General features: G+C 72.4%; 14 protein-coding genes. 12 read left to right on the top strand and 2 right to left on the bottom strand.

Going from position 1 to position 20373, the window contains the following annotated elements:
* Positions 1-107: 107 nt before the first annotated feature.
* Entirely contained in the window at positions 108-2588 is a 2481-nt protein-coding gene (locus tag EDF34_RS12850) for a penicillin-binding protein (protein WP_123371857.1), read from the bottom strand.
* 364 nt (positions 2589-2952) lie between these two features.
* Here EDF34_RS12850 and EDF34_RS12845 point away from each other — a divergent pair, with 364 nt between their 5' ends.
* The 5 genes from EDF34_RS12845 (at position 2953) to EDF34_RS12825 (ending at position 9050) form a co-directional block, all read left to right on the top strand.
* Entirely contained in the window at positions 2953-3600 is a 648-nt protein-coding gene (locus EDF34_RS12845; protein ID WP_123371856.1) for a PadR family transcriptional regulator, read from the top strand.
* Positions 3597-4688 carry an inositol-3-phosphate synthase gene (locus EDF34_RS12840; protein WP_123371855.1) on the top strand — a complete coding sequence of 364 codons (1092 nt, stop codon included), beginning with the start codon at positions 3597-3599 and terminating at the stop codon, positions 4686-4688. The genes EDF34_RS12845 and EDF34_RS12840 overlap by 4 nt, the downstream gene beginning before the upstream one ends.
* Positions 4689-4913: 225 nt before the next feature.
* Entirely contained in the window at positions 4914-5909 is a 996-nt protein-coding gene (locus EDF34_RS12835) for a type IV toxin-antitoxin system AbiEi family antitoxin domain-containing protein (protein ID WP_370450069.1), read from the top strand.
* A 100-nt stretch (positions 5910-6009) separates the two neighbouring features.
* The gene (locus EDF34_RS12830; protein WP_123371853.1) at positions 6010-7317 is read left to right on the top strand and encodes an MFS transporter; all 1308 of its coding nucleotides are present in this window, start codon (positions 6010-6012) and stop codon (positions 7315-7317) included.
* Entirely contained in the window at positions 7314-9050 is a 1737-nt protein-coding gene (locus EDF34_RS12825; protein WP_123371852.1) for a SpoIIE family protein phosphatase, read from the top strand. Before EDF34_RS12830 ends, EDF34_RS12825 begins: the two co-directional genes overlap by 4 nt.
* Here EDF34_RS12825 and EDF34_RS12820 read toward each other — a convergent pair.
* Entirely contained in the window at positions 8939-10354 is a 1416-nt protein-coding gene (locus EDF34_RS12820; protein ID WP_233575382.1) for a CCA tRNA nucleotidyltransferase, read from the bottom strand. The genes EDF34_RS12825 and EDF34_RS12820 overlap by 112 nt on opposite strands.
* A gap of 167 nt (positions 10355-10521) precedes the next feature.
* Between EDF34_RS12820 and EDF34_RS12815 the strand changes: the two genes are divergently transcribed.
* From EDF34_RS12815 to EDF34_RS12785, 7 genes are all read left to right on the top strand, one after another.
* The gene (locus EDF34_RS12815) at positions 10522-11076 is read left to right on the top strand and encodes an NUDIX hydrolase (RefSeq protein ID WP_123371850.1); all 555 of its coding nucleotides are present in this window, start codon (positions 10522-10524) and stop codon (positions 11074-11076) included.
* Complete coding sequence (locus EDF34_RS12810) at positions 11073-13118, top strand: DUF6049 family protein (RefSeq protein WP_148076625.1); 2046 nt, start codon at positions 11073-11075, stop codon at positions 13116-13118. Before EDF34_RS12815 ends, EDF34_RS12810 begins: the two co-directional genes overlap by 4 nt.
* Positions 13115-16603, top strand: a complete 3489-nt coding sequence (gene murJ, locus EDF34_RS17890) for a murein biosynthesis integral membrane protein MurJ (protein WP_233575370.1) — start codon at positions 13115-13117, stop codon at positions 16601-16603. The genes EDF34_RS12810 and murJ overlap by 4 nt, the downstream gene beginning before the upstream one ends.
* 86 nt (positions 16604-16689) lie before the next feature.
* Positions 16690-17691, top strand: coding sequence for a thioredoxin-disulfide reductase (gene trxB / locus EDF34_RS12800; RefSeq protein ID WP_123371848.1), 1002 nt, complete (start codon positions 16690-16692; stop codon positions 17689-17691).
* Complete coding sequence (trxA, locus tag EDF34_RS12795) at positions 17688-18020, top strand: thioredoxin (protein ID WP_123371847.1); 333 nt, start codon at positions 17688-17690, stop codon at positions 18018-18020. Before trxB ends, trxA begins: the two co-directional genes overlap by 4 nt.
* Before the next feature lie 42 nt (positions 18021-18062).
* A complete protein-coding gene (locus EDF34_RS12790; protein WP_123371846.1) occupies positions 18063-19406 on the top strand; it encodes a PLP-dependent aminotransferase family protein in 1344 nt (447 codons plus the stop codon).
* Entirely contained in the window at positions 19406-20353 is a 948-nt protein-coding gene (locus tag EDF34_RS12785; protein ID WP_123371845.1) for a D-alanine--D-alanine ligase, read from the top strand. Before EDF34_RS12790 ends, EDF34_RS12785 begins: the two co-directional genes overlap by 1 nt.
* The last annotated feature ends 20 nt before the right edge of the window (positions 20354-20373 follow it).

The following is a 20373-nucleotide window of genomic DNA, read 5'->3' as shown; positions in this document are numbered from 1 at the left end:
GAGGAGACCTCGTCGGGCTCCCGCGTCTCGACCGATGGCGGGCGAGAGGTGCGGGCACAGCAGTGTTCCAGCCTACCGGGCGAGCCCGGTCAGCCTGAAATCGTGGGTCAGCCGCCGGCAGAGTCCTCCGTCGGCTGAGGGTCGGGGGACTCCGTCGGCTTGGGCGGCGTGGTCTTCGTCGGCGCCGGCGTCTGGGTGGGCTTGGGCGTCTGCGTCGGAGCCGGCTTGGGACCGCTCGAGATGACGAGCGTGACGCTCGCACCCGCGTCGACCTTCTTGCCGGGGCCGGGGCTCGCGCTGATCACGCGGCCGACGACGACCGTGTCCGAGTACGCCGACTCGATGACGGGGACCAGGCCGACGGCGTACAGCGCGCTGGTCGCGTCCGCCTGCAGCTTGCCGACGAGGCCGTCGGGGACGACCGCAGTCGTGGGCGCCTCCGTCTTGGTCTCCGTCGGCGAGGGCTTCGGCGTCGCGCTCTTCGTCGGCCGGGCCGTGGGCTTGGGGCCGACGTTCGCGCGGTCGGGGAACTGCTCGATCTTCTTGTAGTCGTCGAGCTCGAAGACCTTGCCCATCGTGGTGGACCAGATCTGCGCGGGAAGCGTCGCGCCGGTGACCTCGGTCAGCGGCAGGCTGGACCCGAACTTGTTGCCGATCGGCGTGATCGTGACCTGCGCCTTGCCGTCCGGGCCGACCTGGCTCATCGCGACAGCGGTGGCGATCTGCGGCGTGAAGCCGACGAACCATGCCGCGCGGTTGTCCTGCGTCGTGCCGGTCTTGCCGGCGATCGGACGGCCGAGCGGCTTGACCCAGTTCTCGCCGGACCCCTCCTCGACGACCTTCGTCATGGCGTAGGTGCTGTCGGCGATGACGTCCTTGTCGAAGACGCGCTTGCCCTCGGACCCGCCGGTCAGGGCCGTCGAGCCGGTCGAGTTCAGGACCGACGCGACGATGTACGGGTCGTGGTGGATGCCGCCCGCAGCCATGGTCGCGTAGGCGCTCGCCATGTCGAGCGGGTGGACGGTCGCGGTGCCGAGCACGTTCGACGGGACCTCGGGGATCGTCGTCGTCACGCCGGCGCGGTCGGCGACGTCGACGGTCTTGTCGGCGCCCACGTCGATGTTCAGCTGGGCGTACACCGTGTTCACGGACTGCGCGGTGGCGGTGACGAGATCGATGTAGCCGAACTGCTCGTCGCCGAAGTTCCGGACCGCCTTGGTCCCGTTCTCCCACTCGGGGAAGGTCTGCGGGGAGTAGCCGGCGTAGCGCGTGTTGAGCGTCTTGCCGTTCTCGAGGCCGGCGATCAGCGTGAACGGCTTGAAGGTCGAGCCCGCCTGGATCGCGTCGACCGTCGCCCGGTTGATCTGGTCGTCGATGAAGTCTCGCCCGCCGTACATCGCCACGATCGCGCCGGTCGCGGGGTCGATCGACGCCATCGCGACCTTGGTGCGCTTGTCCGGCTTGTCGCCGTCGACGAGCTTGCCCTTGAAGAAGTCGCTCGCCGTGGCGTTCATGTCCTTCTGCACGGGCTTCTTGATCGTCGTGATGATCGAGTAGCCGCCTCGCATCAGCTCGTCCTTGGTGAGCTGGAGCGGACCGGCGGCCAGCTCCTTCTCGACGGTCGTCAGCAGGTACCCCTGCGGGCCGCGGTAGAGCTCGGAGCGCTTGTAGTCGATGGTCTCCGGGAAGGTCAGGTCGGCGCGCTCGGCGGCCGGGACCCAGCCCTCCTCCTGCATCGCGTCGAGGATGATGTTCCACCGCTGCTCGGACTTGGCCGCGTCCACCGCGGGGTCCCAGTTGTTGGGGGAGGGGATGACGGCGGCGAGCAGGGCAGCCTGCGAGATCGTCAGGTCCTTGGCGTCGACGCCGAAGTAAGCCTGCGAGGCGGCCTGGACGCCGTAGGAGTCGCGGCCGAAGTAGATCGTGTTGAGGTACCGGCCGAGGATCTCGTCCTTGGACTCCGTCTGCGCGATCTTGATCGCCATCAGCGCCTCGCGGGCCTTGCCCACGTAGTCCGTCGTCGTCTTGTCGACGTAGTACCGCTCCACGTACTGCTGCGTGAGGGTCGAGCCGCCCTGCGTCGTCCCGTCGCTCGCGGTCGCGTTGTGGAAGAACGCGCGCGCCATGCCGGTGACGGAGATGCCGGACTTGCTCTCGAAGAACGAGCGGTCCTCGCCTGCCGCCACGGCCTTGCCGACGTAGTCCGGCAGCGTGTCGTAGTCGACGATCGTGCGCTTCTGAACCGCGTAGGTCCCCATCACGGGGCCGCGGCTGCCGTCGGCGTTGTTCGCGTAGTAGACGGTCGAGGTCTGCGCGCTCGTGTCCTGGCCGCCGGTCGCGGGGATGTCGATCGTCGCGTACGCGGCGACGATCGCACCGAGGCCGAGGAAGCCGGCGCCGAGGATCGTGCCGAGCACGACGCGCCACGACGGCAGCCAGCGGTGCAGACCGTGGTAGCCGGTGCGGGGGTAGTCGAAGAAGCCCTTCTTGCCGTTCTTCCCGCGCGCGGGGGTCGCCGCGCGGGTGCCACGGGAAGAGCCGCGACGGGCCCGCGGGGGAGCGGACCTCGGGTTCGACGTGCCTGCCAACGTGCTGCCTTCCTGACGACGACCTCGGGGGGCGGCCCGCGTCACGGAGGGGTGTCCGGGTACGAGCAGGGCTGCCGCGACCCCAAGTATGGGGGACCGTCCTGCGCCTCTCCCGGGACGGAGGCGGTCTGCGGCGAGCCTTCACACGATCGGCACCGGGCCGACGAGGGGCGGACGCAGATGGGGCCGATCGAGTGATCTGGGCCACGCGAGAACACCCTCGGGCACACGTCACAGCGCGGCGGACTTGTCCCGAGGCACGCATTCGACATACTGTGCGGATGTATCGAGTTGATACATCGACTCGTCTCGCATCGCCCTCCCGGGCTTCGCCAGACTCTAGCCCCACCCGAGGAGGTGCCCCGTGCGCGGTCGTTCCGACGTGCTCGAGCCGGCGATCCTCGGCCTGCTGCACGAGTCGCCCATGCACGGGTACGAGCTGCGCAAGCGCCTCAACCTCGTGCTCGGCTCGTTCCGCGCCCTGTCGTACGGCTCGCTGTACCCGTGCCTGAAGTCGCTCGTCGAGCGGCACTGGATCGTCGGGACCGAGTCGGGCGCGGACAGCGGGCACGGCGTCAGCAAGCGGGCACGCATCGTCTACCAGCTGACGGCCGACGGCAAGGAGCACCTCCAGCAGGTGCTCGCGCAGTCCGGCCCGTCCACCTGGGAGGACGAGAACTTCGACGTCCGGTTCGCGTTCTTCGCGCAGACCGACGCCGAGACCAGGCTTCGGATCCTCGAGGGTCGGCGCACGCGCCTGACCGAACGACTCGACACGATCCGACAGTCCTTCGCCCGCACCCGCGAGCGCATGGACGAGTACACGCTCGAGCTGCAGCGCCATGGCCTCGAACAGGTCGAGCGTGAAGTCCGTTGGCTCGACGGGCTCATCGACAACGAGCGCGGCCGCCGCCGCGTGCGTCCCACAGGCACCGGCCAGCCGGCCGATGCTGCTTCCACCGTCGCGGACGACACCGTCCCGGCGCGAACCACCGAGAAGGAGCGAGGATGACCTCCATCCGCGTCGCCATCGTCGGCGTCGGCAACTGCGCCGCGTCGCTCGTCCAGGGCGTCCACTACTACGCCGACGCCGACCCGAGCGGGACCGTTCCCGGTCTCATGCACGTGCAGTTCGGTGACTACCACGTGCGTGACATCGAGTTCGTCGCCGCGTTCGACGTCGACGCCAAGAAGGTCGGCTTCGACCTCTCGGAGGCCATCGTCGCCTCGGAGAACAACACCATCAAGATCGCGGACGTCCCGCCGCTCGGCGTGACCGTGCAGCGTGGCGTGACCAACGACGGTCTCGGCAAGTACTACCGCGAGACCATCGAGGAGTCGGACGCCGAGCCGGTCGACATCGTCGCCGCCCTGCGCGAGGCCCGTGTCGACGTCCTCATCTGCTACCTGCCCGTCGGCTCCGAGGTCGCGGCGAAGTACTACGCGCAGTGCGCCATCGACGCCGGTGTGGCGTTCGTCAACGCCCTGCCCGTGTTCATCGCGTCCGACCCCGAGTGGGCCGCGAAGTTCGAGGCTGCCGGCGTCCCGATCGTCGGCGACGACATCAAGTCGCAGGTCGGCGCGACCATCACGCACCGTGTCCTCGCGAAGCTCTTCGAGGACCGCGGCGTCGTCCTGGACCGCACGTACCAGCTGAACGTCGGCGGCAACATGGACTTCAAGAACATGCTCGAGCGCGAGCGCCTGGAGTCCAAGAAGCTCTCCAAGACGCAGGCCGTGACCTCCAACCTGACCGGCCCCCTGGGCGGCAAGAAGGAGGACCGCAACGTCCACATCGGCCCGTCGGACTACGTCGCCTGGCTCGACGACCGCAAGTGGGCCTACGTCCGCCTCGAGGGTCGCGCGTTCGGCGAGGTGCCCCTGAACCTCGAGTACAAGCTCGAGGTCTGGGACTCGCCCAACTCGGCCGGCATCATCATCGACGCCCTGCGCGCCGCGAAGATCGCCAAGGACCGTGGCGTCGGTGGCCCGATCCTGTCGGCCTCGACGTACTTCATGAAGTCCCCGCCGGTCCAGATGGAGGACACCCTGGGCCGCGCCCAGCTGGAGGCCTTCATCGCCGGCGAGAACGAGCGCTGACCCAGCACCACCTGCGAAGGGCCCCCGGGATCTCCCGGGGGCCCTTCGCCGTCCCGGCCCGCGCCCGCCCGCCCGCGCCGCGCCCGCCCGCTCGCGCCCCGCCCGCTCGCGCCCGCTCGCGACTGGTTGAAGAGTTGGTCGCGTCAGGCGTGACGAAGTCTTCAACCTCCGCGCTATCCACACCCCCACCCACGGCTGCGGGGATGGTGCGGGACGATCCAGCGCGTGGATGACGTTCGAGCGGGGCGCCCGTTGCCGGGTCGGGTGCCGACCGCACTCGATGCGCGGGCTCGCGCGGTGCTCGCGCGGCAGGACGCCGTGGCGACCACCGCCCAGCTCCAACAGTGGGGCATGACCAGGGCCGCCATCGCCCGACGCGCGGCATCGGGTGAGTGGACCCGCTTGTTCCGAGGCGTGGTCCTGCTCAGCTCCGGTGCCGCCACCTGGCGGCAGCGCGCGCGGGGCGCCCTCCTCTACGCGGGAGATGGCGCGGCCCTCTCGCACCGCTCCGCCGGGTTCGTCCACGGGTTCGTCTCGACGCCCGGGCCGATCGTCGTCATCAGCATCCCCTGCGCGCGCAGCGTCGCCCCGCAGCCCGGCATCCACGTCCGCAGGCGTCGGCCGATGCCTGTCGCAGGCGGTGCGCTCCGTGCGGTCGGCGAGGACAGGACGGTCCTCGATCTCGTCGCCGAGGCCCGATCGACCGACGACGCGATCGGGATCGTCGCCGAGGCCGTCCGCGCCGGCGTGCTCCCGGGTCGCGTCCTCCTCCATGCCGAGGCGAGCACTCGCCTCCCGAACCGGCGGCTCGTGATCGACCTGCTGGGCGAGGCACGTGCCGGTGTCGAGTCGGCCCTCGAGCACCGGTACCTGCACGACGTCGAGCGGGCGCACGCCCTCCCACCGGCGCAGGCGCAGGTACGTGAGGTGATCGACCACCGCTGGATCCGCGCGGACCGCGTGTACCGGGGGTACGACACACGCGTCGAGCTGGACGGTCAGCTCGCACACCCGTACGGCCGGACCGACGAGGACGTGTGGCGCGACAACGCGGTCATCCTCGCCCACCGCGAGCTGACCTTGCGGTACCGGTGGCTCCACGTTGCCGCGCGACCGTGCCGGACGGCGGCCCAGGTGGCCGATGCCCTCCGCGCAGGCGGCTGGCAAGGCACTCCGCGCCGGTGTTCGGACGCATGCGAGGTGATGCTCGGCCGAGCGTGAAGACTTCGTCACGCCACGCGAAACGAAGTCTTCACGCTCGGCACAAGACCTCGTCGGCAGACCGCGTGGATCGGCGGCGCCGGGGTGCGAGGATGGCGCCGTGCAGGTGATCGCGGACCTCAAGGCGCTCGCGCCGGTGCGGGACTTCCGCCGCCTGCTCACCGTCCGGCTCGTGAGCCAGACCGCCGACGGCACCTTCCAGGCCGGCCTGGCCACCCTGTTCTTCTTCTCCCCCGAGCACGCGAGCACCGCCGCGGGCGTCGCGACGGCTTTCGCGGTCCTGCTGCTGCCGTTCACGATCGTCGGACCGTGGGCCGGGGTGCTGCTCGACCGGTGGCGCCGCCGGCAGGTGCTCGTCTACGGCAATGCCCTGCGGGTGCTGCTCACGCTGGCGGTCGGGGTGATCCTCGTGGTCGACGGCGTCGGCCCCGCGGTCTACGTCCTGGCGCTCGTGACCCTGTCCGTGAACCGGTTCCTGCTCGCGGCGATGTCGGCCTCCCTGCCGCAGGTCGTCGACGGGCCGCTGCTGCTCACCGCGAACTCGGTCACGCCGACCCTGGGCACCGCGGCCGCGGGCGTCGGGGCGGGGATCGGCCTGGTCGTCGGGCTCGTGCTCCCGGCGGGCCGCGCGCACGACGGGGGCTCCCTGGCGCTGGCCGCCCTGCTCATGGCGGCCGCGAGCGCGCTGGCCACACGCCTGGGCCGCGATCGGCTCGGGCCCGACGAGAAGGCCGACGCGACGAGGCTCCGCGCCGAGCTGGGCATGCTCGCGCGCGGGCTCGTCGACGGGGCCCGCTACCTCGTCGCCCGCCGGACCCCGGCGCGTGCCCTGGGGATCATGGCGTGGCACCGGTTCCTCTACGGCGTGGTGTTCGTCGCGAGCCTGCTGATCTCCCGCAACCTGCTCAACGACCCGCTCGACACCGACGCCGGCCTCAAGACGTTCGGCACCGTGCTCGCCGCGACGGTCGTCGGCTTCGCGCTGGCCGTCGTCGCGACGCCCGTGATCACACCGCTGATCGGCGCCAACGCGTGGATCGTCGTGTGCCTCGGCATCGCGGCGGCGAGCCAGCTGCTGCTCGTCGCGACGTACGCGCTGCCCGCCGTCATCGTCGCCGCCGTGACGCTCGGGCTCGCCGCGCAGGGCGCGAAGATCGCCGTCGACACCATCGTCCAGCGGGACACCGCCGACGCCTACCGCGGGCGGGCGTTCGCCCTGTACGACGTCCTCTACAACGCGGCGTTCGTCGGCGCGGCGGCCCTCGCCGCGGTGAGCCTGCCGGACACCGGCTACTCGCGTGGCCTGTTCGCGCTGGTCGCGCTCGGCTACGTGGGGGGCGCGGTGGTCTACGGCACGGCCGCCCGACGAGTGCCGGAGCCCCGACCGGTCGAGGTGGTGGTCGCATGACGAGCGACGACCTGCAGGGCCGCGCGGTGCGGGCCAGCGACGTGGCGTTCAGCATCTCCGACGCGACCGCGCCGGACCACCCGCTCATCTGGGTCAACCCTGCGTTCACCGCACTCACCGGCTACACCCCCGAGCAGGTGCTCGGCCGCAACTGCCGGCTCCTGCAGGGGCCCGCCACGGACCCGGCGACGGCCGCGGAGATGCGCGACGCGGTGGACACCGGCAAGACGGTCGCCACCGTCGTCCTCAACTACCGCCGCGACGGGACCCCGTTCTGGAACCAGGTCGTCATCAGCCCGGTGATCGGGCGCGACGGCACGATCACCCACCACGTCGGCGTCCAGGCGGACGTCACGGCCCGGGTCGAGGCGGACCACGCCCGCGACTCCGACCTCAGCTCCCAGCGCCAGGCGACCGCGCGCCTCGACCTGCTGGCCCGCGTCACCGACGAGATGGTCGCCCACCTCGACTACGCCGCGGCGGTCGACTCGCTCGCCGACATCGCCGTGCCCGCGCTCGCCACCTGGGGCTACGTGGCCGTGACCGACGACCGCGGCCGCTTCGAGCACGTGCACGTCGTCGCCTCCGACCACTCCCGCTCGGCGGCGGCGGCCTTCCTGGAGAGCCACGGCGTCGAGTGGCTCCGCCGGTCACCGCGGATGGCGGAGGCGCTCGCCAGCCAGCCGGGGTTCGTGCCCGCGCCCTACGCGATCGACGTGGCCGCACTCCCGGAGCGGTCGACCGACACCCAGCTCGGCGCGCTGCAGGCGCTCGGCCTCGGCAGTGCGCTCGTCGTCCCGCTGCGCGCGCGCGACCGCGTGATCGGCGTGATGTGCCTGGTCCACGAGGAGGTGGGTGGCTTCAGCCCCGACGTCGTCGTCACCGCCGCGCACCTGGGCCGCCGCGCGGGCCTGGCCCTGGACAACGTGCGCCTGTTCCTCGCCGCGCGCGACGCCGCCCTCACGCTCCAGCACAGCCTGCTGCCGGACATCCCCGACGTCCCCGGGCTCGACATCGCCGCGGCGTACATCGCCTCGACGCGCCTGGCCGAGGTCGGCGGCGACTGGTTCGACGTGCTGCAGCTGCCCGACGGCTCCGTCGGGCTGGCCGTCGGCGACGTGGTGGGCCACGACATGCACGCCGCGGCCGCGATGGGCCAGCTCCGGTCGCTGCTGCGCTCGACGGCGTGGGACTGCACGGAGCCGGCGACCGCGCTCGCACGGGTCGACGCGATGGTCCGCGGCATCCCGATCGCCGACATCGCGACCTGCGCGTACGTCCGCTGGGAGACGTCCGGGACCGGCGCGACGCTGACCTACGCGCGAGCCGGGCACCCCCCGCCGCTGCTGCGCCTGCCGGGCGGCGAGGTCGTCCCGCTCGACGACGCGGCGACGACCCCGCTCGGCATCGCCGACCCCGCCGGCCACGCGACGAGCGGCAAGGTCACGATCCCGGCCGGTGCGACGCTGGTCCTGTTCACCGACGGGCTCATCGAGCGCCGGGACCGCGGCCTGCGCGAGGGCATCGCCGGCCTCGTCGCCACGCTGTCAGCGCAGCCCGACGACCTCGACGCGACCGGCGTGCGCGACGCGCTCATCGACGCGTTGCTAACCGGCGACCGTCAGGAGGACGACGTCTGCGTGCTCGTCGTCCGGGCCCACCACGAGAGCAGCTCCTCGCGCGCGGTGTCGGGGCCGAGCGGGCCGCGCTCCATCCGCAGCTCGAGCAGGTAGCGGTAGGCCGTCCCGACCTCGCGCCCCGGGCGCAGCCCGAGGATCTCCATGATCTGCGTGCCGTCCAGGTCCGGCCTGACCGAGTCGAGCTCCTCCTGCTCCTTGAGCCGGGCGATCCGCACCTCGAGGTCGTCGTACGCCGCCGAGAGCCGCGCCGCCTTGCGCGCGTTGCGCGTGGTGCAGTCGGAGCGCGTCAGGCGGTGCAGCCGCTCGAGCAGCGGCCCCGCGTCCGTGACGTACCGGCGCACGGCGGAGTCGGTCCACTCGCCCTCGCCGTACCCGTGGAACCGCAAGTGCAGCTCGGTGAGGCGCGCGACCGCCTGGACGGTCGCCTTGTCGAAGCGCAGCTCGCGCAGCCGCTTCGCGACGAGCTTCGCCCCGACCATCTCGTGGTGGTGGAAGCTGACGCCCCCGCCCTCCTCGTGCCGCTTGGTGCGGGGCTTGCCGATGTCATGCAGCAGGGCCGCGAGACGCAGCACCAGGTCCGGGCCGGGCACGGGACCGTCCGGGCCGGTCTCCAGCGCGATCGCGTTCTCGAGCACGGTCAGCGAGTGCTCGTAGACGTCCTTGTGCCGGTGGTGCTCGTCGATCTCCAGGCGCAGCGCCGGCAGCTCGGGCAGCACGTGGCCCGCCAGCCCGGTCTCCACGAGCACCTGCAGCCCGAGTCGCGGCTGCGCGGCGACGAGCAGCTTGGACAGCTCGTCGCGCACGCGCTCGGCGGACACGATCGCGATCCGCTCCGCCATGTCGACGGTCGCGGCCTCCGCGGCCGGGTCGAGCGTGAAGCCCAGCTGAGCGGCGAACCGTGCGCCGCGCATCATCCGCAGCGGGTCGTCGTCGAACGACTGGCGCGGGTCGACCGGCGTGCGCAGGACGCCGCGCGCGAGGTCCGCCAGGCCGTCGAACGGGTCGACGAAGGTCAGCTCCGGCACCCGGACCGCCATCGAGTTGACCGTGAAGTCGCGCCGCGACAGGTCACCCTCCAGGGAGTCGCCGAACGCGACCTCGGGCTTGCGCGACGTGGGGTCGTACGCGTCGGTGCGATACGTCGTGACCTCGACGACGACGTCCTGCCCGGACCCGCGACGCGACCCGAACCGCCGCGCACCGATCGTGCCGAACTCCCGGCCGATGTCCCAGTGCGCGTCGCCCCACCGCGCGAGGATCGCCTCGGTCTGGTCCGGCGTGGCGTTCGTCGTGAAGTCGAGGTCCGCGCTCAGCCGGCCCAGGAACGCGTCCCGCACGGGCCCCCCGACGAGCGACAGCTCGTGGCCGGCAGCGCGGAACAGCTCGCCCAGCTCCATCGCGTCGGCAGGCAGGCCCGCGAGGACGGCGATCGCCCGCTTCTGCAGGGCGATCAGCGAGGTGGGGTTCGTGGGCTCGACGGGCACTCGTCCGAGTCTAGTTGCGCGAGGACTCCACCCGTCGCGCCGGTTCGAGCCCTGTGGAAGCAGTAGATACAGTGGCCTGCATGTCCAGCCCGGCCCACCCCTCGCCATCGCGGGGTGTCCCGGCGCCTCCAGGGGGTCATGCGCTGCGCATCGACCCCCGGCCCCCGGCTCCGCGGCCGACCGTCGCACACCTGCCCGTCGTCGACGAGACCAGCGCCGGCGGGCTCGTCGTCCGCCAGCGTGACGGCTCGTTCCACGCCGCCGTGATCGCCCGCCGCAACCGCGCGGGCCGCCTCGAGTGGTGCCTGCCCAAGGGGCACCTCGAGGGCGACGAGACGCCCGAGGAGGCCGCGGTCCGCGAGATCGCCGAGGAGACGGGCATCGTGGGTCAGGTGCTGCGCCGCCTGGGCGTCATCGACTACTGGTTCAGCGGCGACGACCGGCGCGTGCACAAGGTCGTCCACCACTTCCTGCTGGGCGCTGTCGGCGGCACCATCTCGGTCGAGGGCGACCCCGACGGCGAGGCCGAGGACGCCGAGTGGGTCGCCGTCGCCGACCTGCCGCAGCGCCTCGCGTACCCGAACGAACGACGACTCGCCGAGGCCGCCCTCGTGGTGCTCGTCGGCGAGGCATGAGCGGGCGCCTGGCACGCAGGGTGCTGAGCGCGACGCTCGCCCTGGTCGCCGGCCTGATCCTGGTCCCCGCCCTGCCCGCGAGCGCCGCGGACGAGCCGCTGCCCGTCCGCGTCGAGATCACGTCGATCTCGCCGGTCGTGCTCCGGCCGGGCGACGACCTCACGGTGCGCGCGACGCTGCACAACGACGGCGCCACCGAGCTGAAGAACGTCGCGGCCGACCTGCGCATCAACTACTTCCGGATGGGCTCGCGCGACGAGGTGGCGGCGTGGACCGACCGCGCGGACTCGGACCTCGCGGGGCAGATCGCGGTGGCACAGGCGCTCGGCGACCCGCTCGCGCCGGGCGCCTCCGCGGACGTGACGCTCACCGTGCCGGCGGCGCGCATGTACTTCACGAACCTCCCCGGCGTCTGGGGCCCGCGGGGCCTCGCGGTCGAGGCCACGGACGGCGGCACCCGTGCGGGGCTCGCTCGGTCGTACGCGCTCTGGTATCCCGAGCAGTCCGTCACGCCGGTCCCCGTCTCGGTGCTGCTGCCCGTCGCCGGGCCCGCCACCAACCCGCTGGCGACGACGCCGGTCACCGGGCTCGACCAGCTCACGGCGCCGACGGGGCGCCTGGGGCGCACCCTCGCCGCCGTGCAGGTCGACGACGCCATCGGGATCGCCGCGGACCCCGCACTGGTCGAGCAGGCACTCTCCGGCGGGACCGGGTCGAAGGCCTGGGCGCAGGCGATGACCGCCGCGTCGACCCGGCACGCCACGTTCACGCTGCCGTGGTCCGACCCCGACGCCGCCGCGGTCGCGCACGCGGACGCCGGCTCGTTGTTCCAGGTCGCCGCCGACCACGCCCGTCGCTCGGACGTGCTGGGGGCCGGGCGGCGCACGGTGGTGTGGGCGGCCCCCGGGCAGAACCTCGACGAGGAGACCGCGACGATGGCCGCCGGCGCGGACGTCGTCGCGGCCGTCACCCGCACGCCCGCGGTCGGCGCGAGCTCCGCGGTCACGCACGCACGGATGAGCACCGACGAGGGCTCCCTCGATCGCCTCGCCCCGGACGGGACGCTGTCCGCCCTCCTGTCCGACCCGAAGGCCGTCGACCCGGACGCCACCGACGCCACGACCGCGCAGCGCACCCTCGCGGAGCTCGCCCTCGTCGCACGCGAGAACGAGAGCTCGCCCGGCCCGGTGCTCCTCGCTCCCGCGCGTGACCAGGTCCCCGACCCGGCCGCGGTGCGCGTCGTCATGACGGCGCTCCGCTCCGCGCCGTGGGTCCAGGTCGACCCTGTCTCCACGCTCCTGGTCGGGACCGCCTCGCAGGTGGACGTCCCGGCGAACGGCAAGGCCGCCGACGACGAGATCCCGCCCGCCGAGGTGGAGACGCTGGCCGCGGCGCGCGACCACGCGGTCGGCTTCTCGGCCGTCACGGCCGACCCCGCCACGCTGCTCTCCGGGGTCGACGCGGAGACGCTCGCCCCGCTCGCCCTCGCCTGGCGCGCCGACCTTGCCGGCCGCACCGACCTGGCCGGCAACGTGGTCAAGGAGGTCGCCGCGCGCACGGTCGGCCTGTCGATCGCGCCGCTGAGCGACATCAACGTCATCAGCGCTGAAGCCCCCATCCGCCCGGTCGTGCGCAACGACCTCGCCGTCCCGGCGACGGTGCAGCTCGTGATGACCCCGCGCAAGGCGTGCCTGCAGGTCGATCCCATCGACCCGGTGACGATCGACGCCGGGTCCAGCGCGACCGTCGTCGTCCACCTCGAGGCGACCGCCAACTGCGACGTCACCGTCACGGCGACCCTCGAGTCGCCCGCGGGTGACGTCGTCGCCGCGCCCCGCGAGTTCACGGCCCGGGTGTCGCCGACGATCGAGAGCGTCGGGACGTACGTGGTCGGCGCGCTGCTCGTCGTCGGGCTGATCCTCGGCATCGTCCGTACCGTCCGGCGCGGCCAGAGTGCCCGGCGGGGAGCGCGCAGCGCCTCCGGCCCCGTCCCGCCACTGCCCGTGCTCGGCGGCGTCCCGGACGAGGACCAGGGGACGTGAGCGAGACCAGCTCGGGGGGTGTGCGTCGCGGTGCCGCGCTCATGGCGTCCGGCACGGCGACCTCCCGCATGCTGGGGCTGCTGCGCCAGATGGTGCTCGCGAGCGCGATCGGTGCCACGGGTCAGGCGGCCGACGCGTTCTCGGTCGCCAACAAGCTGCCGAACATCCTGTACATGCTGCTCGCGGGTGGCGTCCTCAACGCCGTGCTCGTGCCGCAGGTCGTCCAGGCCTACCGACGCAAGGCCGGGCAGGAGTACGTCGACCGGCTGCTGACCTTCGGCTTCGCGGTGCTGGCCGGCGTGACCCTCGTGCTGACGCTGTGCGCGCCCCTCCTGGTCCACCTGTACGCCAAGGGGTTCACCAGCGCGCAGCTCGACCTGGCGACGGCGTTCGCGTTCTGGTGCGTCCCACAGATGTTCTTCTACGGGATGTACGCGCTGCTCGGCCAGGTGCTCAACGCGCGCAGCTCGTTCGGCCCGTACATGTGGGCCCCGGTGGTCAACAACATCGTGTCGATCGCCGGCTTCGCCGTGTTCATCGCGATGTTCGGCGCCGCGAAGGCGGGCCCCGGCGGCATCGAGGTCGCGGCGAACTGGACCACGGGGCAGACGACGCTGCTCGCCGGCTCGGCGACGCTCGGCGTCATCGCGCAGGCCGTGGTCCTCATCCCGGCGCTGCGGGCCTCGGGCGTGCGCGCCCGGGTCCGCTGGGGGCTGCGCGGCTCGGGGCTCGGCCGCGCGGGCAAGGTCGCGAGCTGGACGCTCGTCGGCCTCACGATCGGCCAGCTCGGGTACATCGTCGTCTCGAACGTCGCCGCGGACGCGCCCGGCGCGGCCGGCGGGGGTGTGGTCGCCGGCAACGCCGCGTACGACTGGGCCTTCCTCATCTTCATGCTGCCGCACTCGCTCGTGACGGTCTCGCTGGCCACGGCCCTGTTCACCCGGCTGTCCGGCCAGGCGCACGAGAAGGACGTCGACGGCGTCCGGGCGACGCTGTCCAGCGGCCTGCGCGTCGTCGGGCTCTTCACCGTGCTCGCGACGGCGGTCGTCGCGGTGCTGGCGGTCCCGATCACGCAGATCCTGCTGTGGACCTCGTCCGACGCGCAGGTGCACGCCGTCTCCCCGGTCGTCGTGACGATGATCGTCGGGCTGCCCGCGTTCGGGGCCTGGTCGATGTGCCAGCGCGTCTACTACGCGTACGAGGACGCGCGCGGCATGGTGCCGATCCAGATCGTCATGGCCGTGGTCGTCGTCGGCGGGACGCTGCTGGGCCGCAACCTGCTCGAGCCGCGCTCCTGGGTGGCCGGTGCCGGGCTGGCGATGAGCGTCTCCTACCTCGTCGGCGCCGTGCTCGGCCTGTGGATGCTGCGCGGCAGGCTCCGGACGCTCGACGGCCCGCGCGTGCTGCGCGTCCACGTCCAGGCGCTGCTGGCCGGCGCCGTCGCGGCAGGGTTCGGCCTGGTGGCGCTCGTCGTGCTGCGGGCCGTCCTGTCCGGCGGGAACATCGCCGCGATCATCGAGTGCGTCGTCGTCGGCACCGTGATGGGACTCGCCTACCTGGCTGCGCTGCGGCTCATGCGCGTCTCCGAGCTCGACACCCTGATGGGTCCGCTCCTCGCGAAGGTGCGCGGTCGCGCGTCTAGGCTGCACACAGGGAACCGTCCGCCGGGCGGTCCCGTCGATGCTGGAGGTGCCGTGAGCGAGGTCGTCGGGCGGGGCGCCGTGCTCTCGGGCCGCTACCGGGTCGTCCAGCCCGCCGAGTCCGACCTGCCCGGGGCGACCGCGTGGCAGGCCACCGACCAGATCCTCGACCGACCGGTGCGTGTCCACGTCCTCTCGTCGGGCCACATCTCGCAGGGGCTCGACGGCGCGCGCCGCGCCGCCCTCGTCACCGACGCGCGCCTCGTGCGGGTGCTGGACGTCGGCACGCACGAGGGCCACGGCTACGTCGTCTCCGAGCAGGTCACCGGTCCCTCCCTCGCCGACCTGCTGGCGCGCGGCCCGCTGACGGCCGACCAGGCCCGCGCGATCGCCGGCGAGGCTGCGGCCGCGCTCGAGGTCGCCCGGCGACGCGGCGTCCACCACCTGGCGCTGCGCCCCTCCTCGCTGCACGTCACCGACGACGGCCGCATCGTCGTCTCCGGCCTCGGCCTGGACGCCGGCCTCCTGGGCATCGTCGCGCGCGACGCCCACACGACCACGCGCGCGGACACCGTCGGCCTCGTCCGTGTGCTGTACGCCGCGCTCACCGGCCACTGGCCCGCCGATCCGTCGCTGCCGTCCTTCGGCGTCGACCTGCCCGAGGCGCCGACCGTCGACGGGCTGCCGGTCCCGCCGGCCGAGCTCGTCGCGGACGTCCCGGGCGACCTGGACACCCTCTGCGCGGTGACGCTCGGCCCGAACGACGACGGTCCCCACAGCCCCGGCGAGCTCGTGCGCGAGCTCGAGCCGTGGGGCGCGATCCGGGCCGTGCAGGTCGCGACCGGGCCGGTCCCGGTGGTGGCCGCTCCCGAGGCGCCTGCGGTGCCGGCCGACGACGACTTCGACGTCGACGACATGGAGGACACCGCCCCGATCGCCGTGCAGCGCGAGTCGATCCGCACGTCGTACGACGCGCAGCCGCCGCCCGCCGGGGTCAACCGGCCGGGCACGCCGCCGCCCGCCGCCCCCACGCGCACGTCAGCGTTCGGGGCCGCCGGTGCGGTGGGCGCCGCGGCGACCGCTCGGGCGTGGAACGACGAGCCGCCGGGTGACCCCTCTCCTGCGCCCGAGCCCGCACCGACGCTCGTCGGCGGCTTCGACTTCGACCGCATCGTCGAGGAGCAGGAGTACGACACCGAGCCGCGCCGGCGCTTCAACCCGACCGCGCTCGTCCTGGTCCTGGTCGGGATCGCGGTCGTCATCGGCGTGGTCTTCGCGTTCAAGGCACTCTTCAGCTCGCTCGACACCGGCGCGCCGGCTCCCAGCCCGTCGACGTCGACCTCGGCCAGCCCGGAGCCGACCTCTGACGAGCCCAGCAGCCCGTCGCCGGAGCCGTCGTCTCCCGCGGAGTCGACCGTCCCACCGGTGATCGGCTCGGCGACCTCCGTGGACCCGTCCGACGACGACGGCGAGCACGAGGAGGCCGTCGACCGCGCGTTCGACGGCGACCCGTCGACGTACTGGTACACGATGACGTACAAGCGGGCGGACTTCGCCGGCTTCAAGAACGGCGTCGGATACGTCATGAAGCTCGAGGACCCGACCACGGTCCACACGGTCACGCTGCACGCGAACGGGTCGGGTGGGCACGTCGAGATCCGGGCCACGGGCAAGTCCGACCCGAGCGGCGGCAAGCTGCTCGCCGAGGGCGAGTTCGGCTCTGAGGTCACGTTCACGCTCGACCCCGCCACCGAGACCGAGGAGCTGACGCTGTGGATCACCGAGCTACCGACGGCGAGCGACGGCTCCTTCCGGCTCGAGCTCAACGAGATCGAGCTGTCCTGACGGCTCGCGGAACAGATCCCGCCTAGGATCGGTTGACTGCGACAGCCCCACCGACTCGATCGTTCGCCACACAGAAGGACCATCTCGTGACTCAGGACAGCACCGTGCGCGACCTCGTGATCGTCGGTTCGGGCCCTGCCGGCTACACCGCGGCCATCTACGCAGCACGTGCCGGGCTCGCCCCGCTGATCGTCGCCGGCTCGGTGACCGCGGGCGGCGCCTTGATGAACACGACCGAGGTCGAGAACTTCCCGGGCTTCCCCGACGGCATCCAGGGCCCCGAGCTCATGGAGAACCTGCAGAAGCAGGCCGAGCGCTTCGGTGCCGAGGTGCTGTGGGACGACGCGACGTCGCTCGAGCTCGACGGCCCGGTCAAGAAGATCGTCGTCTCCGGTGGAGAGACCTACCTGGCCCGGTCGGTGATCTTGTCGACCGGGTCGGCGTACCGCGAGCTGGGTCTGGACGACGAGAAGCGTCTGTCCGGTCGCGGCGTGTCCTGGTGCGCGACCTGCGACGGGTTCTTCTTCAAGGACCAGGAGATCATCGTCGTCGGCGGCGGTGACTCCGCGGTCGAGGAGGCCACGTTCCTGACCCGGTTCGGCAAGCGCGTCACGATGGTCCACCGCCGCAACCAGCTGCGCGCCTCGAAGATCATGGCCGACCGCGCCGCGAACGACCCGAAGATCGAGTTCGCGTGGAACTCCGAGATCGTCGGTATCGCCGGCGACGCCAAGGTCACCGGAGTGACGCTGCGCGACACGGTGACGGGCGAGACCCGCGAGCACCCCGCCACGGGCGTGTTCGTCGCGATCGGCCACGTGCCGCGCTCCGAGCTGCTCGTCGGGCAGATCGAGCTCGACGACGCCGGCTACGTCAAGGTCGTGGGCCGCACCACCGCGACCAACCTGCCCGGCGTGTTCGCGTGCGGCGACCTCGTCGACCACACCTACCGCCAGGCCATCACCGCGGCCGGCTCCGGCTGCTCCGCCGCCCTGGACGCCCAGCACTTCCTCGCGGCGCTCGAGGACGGGCTGGCCGACCCGGTCCCCGACCTGGGCCCCGCGCCCGTCCTGGAGGAGGCACGATGAGCTCCGTCACCGAAGTCACCGACGACACGTTCGCCGCGGAGGTGCTCGGCTCCGACATCCCCGTGGTCGTCGACTTCTGGGCGCCGTGGTGCGGCCCGTGCCGCATGGTGGCGCCCGTGCTCGAGGAGCTGTCCAAGACGTACGACGGCCGGGTGAAGATCGTCAAGATCAACTCCGACGAGAACCCCCGCGTGGTCGGCGACTACGGGATCGTGTCGATCCCGACGCTCAACTTCTACGCGGGCGGCGAGCTCGTGCAGTCGGTCATCGGCGCGCGCCCCAAGGCGAGCATCACCGAACAGATCGAGGGCGTGCTCGCCACGGTGTGAGCCTCCGGCCGGTGCGCTCGCCGTGCGTGCGACACTGCACGGATGATCGAGCGCATCGTGCCCGCCGGCGAGACGGCGGGCCCCCCCACGTCCTCCGCTGCCGCCGGCACCCGCCTCGACCCCTGGCTCGGTGCGTACGCCCAGCGCACGCACGGCATGCGTGCCTCGGAGATCCGCGCCCTGTTCGCGGTGGCCAACCGCCCCGAGGTGGTCTCGCTCGCAGGCGGCATGCCCTATCTCGACGGTCTCCCGCTCGACGTGCTGTCCGACGTCGCCTCGCGCGTCGTCTCGCAGCGCGGGCTGCAGGCGCTGCAGTACGGCTCCGGGCAGGGCGACGTCACGCTGCGTGAGCAGATCCTCGACGTCATGCGCCTCGAGGGCATCGACGCCCATCCCGACGACGTGGTCGTCACGACCGGGTCTCAGCAGGCGTTGGACCTGGTCACACGCATCTTCATCGACCCGGGTGACGTCGTCGTCGCGGAGGCGCCGTCCTACGTCGGCGCCCTCGGGGTCTTCCGCGCCTACCAGGCCGACGTCGTGCACACCCCGATCGACGAGCACGGCCTCGTGCCCGCCGCGCTCGAGGAGACGCTCGCCTCCCTCGCCGCAGCCGGCCGGCGCGTCAAGTTCCTCTACACGGTGCCCAACTTCCACAACCCCGCCGGCGTCTCCCTGTCGACCGAGCGCCGCCCCGCCGTCCTGGCGATCGCGCGCAGGTACGGCATGCTCGTCCTGGAGGACAACCCGTACGGCCTGCTCGGCTTCGAGGGCGAGCCGCGCCCGGCGATCCGGTCGATGGACGACGAGGGCGTGCTCTACCTGGGCTCGTTCTCCAAGACCTTCGCGCCGGGCTACCGCGTCGGCTGGGTCGTGGCGCCCCACGCCGTGCGCGAGAAGCTGGTCCTCGCCTCGGAGTCCGCGATCCTGTGCCCGTCGTCGGCGTCGCAGATCGCCATCTCGACCTACCTCTCCACCTGCGACTGGCAGGGTCAGATCAAGTCGTACCGCGAGCTCTACCGTGAACGACGCGACGCGACGGTCTCGGCGCTGGCCGAGCACCTGCCCGAGGCGTCATGGAACGTGCCCGACGGCGGGTTCTACGTCTGGGTCAAGCTGCCCGACGGACTCGACTCCAAGGACATGCTCCCCCGCGCCGTGACCGCCCGGGTGGCGTATGTCCCGGGCACGGCGTTCTACTACGACGGCGGCGGTGCGTCCCACATGCGGTTGTCGTACTGCTTCCCGACGCCCGAACGCATCCGCGAGGGCGTCCGCCGGCTGGCTTCGGTCGTCGCCGGTGAGCGCGAGCTCGTCGAGCTGTTCGGCACGACGTCCTCGATCCCGGACGGTGTCGTGGACGCACCCGGCCCGGACATCTCCTGATGGGCGCTGCTTCCCCGCGGGTCGTCATCCTGGCCGGCGGTCTCTCGCACGAACGCGACGTCTCGTTGCGCTCGGGACGTCGCGTCGCCGAGGCGCTGCGCTCGGTCGGTGTCGACGTCTCGATCCACGACGTCGACGCCGACCTCGTCCCGGCTCTGACGGAGCTGCGGCCGGACCTGGTCTGGCCACTCCTGCACGGCACGTCGGGCGAGGACGGTTCCGTCCGCGACGTCGTCCAGCTGCTCGGCCTGCCACTGCTCGGCACCGGACCGCGCGAGAGCCGGGTGGCGTGGTCCAAGCCGATCGCCAAGACCGTCGTCTCGCGGGCGGGGCTGCGCACGCCGGACTTCGTGACGCTCCCCCAGTCCTTGTTCCGGGAGCTCGGCGCGTCCCGGGTGCTCGCCGCCCTCGTCGCCCGCCTGGGTCTGCCGCTCGTCGTGAAGCCGTCGCGTGGTGGTTCGGCGCTCGGCGTCAACCTCGTCACGTCCGCCGACGAGCTGCCGCGGGCCATGGTCGACTGCTTCGCGTACAGCGACACCGCCCTCATCGAGCGCGCCGTCATCGGCACCGAGGTCGCGGTCTCCGTCGTCGACACCGGCTCCGGACCGACCGCCCTCCCCGCGGTCGAGATCGTGACCGACGGCCCGTACGACTACGACGCCCGGTACAACCCCGGGCGGACCGAGTACTTCGCGCCGGCGCGACTGTCCGCGGCACTCGCCGCCGAGGTGGCGGCGGTCGCCGTCACCGCACACCAGGCCCTGGGACTGGTGCGCATCTCGCGGACCGATCTGATCGTGACGGCCTCCGGCGAGGTGCAGTTCCTCGAGGTCAACGTCGCCCCAGGCATGACCGAAACGTCACTTTTGCCCCAGGCCGCAGAGGCCGCTGGGCACAATCTTGGAGACTTGTACCGATCCCTGGTGCGGGCTTCTCTCGCTGCCTGACGCGACTCGTACACGACGCT

This window comes from Cellulomonas sp. PhB150 (genome assembly GCF_003755175.1).
In the GTDB taxonomy this organism is placed as follows: Bacteria; Actinomycetota; Actinomycetes; order Actinomycetales; family Cellulomonadaceae; genus Cellulomonas.
Note: the sequence above shows the minus strand (reverse complement) of the source record. Positions and strands in the feature narration are given on the sequence as shown.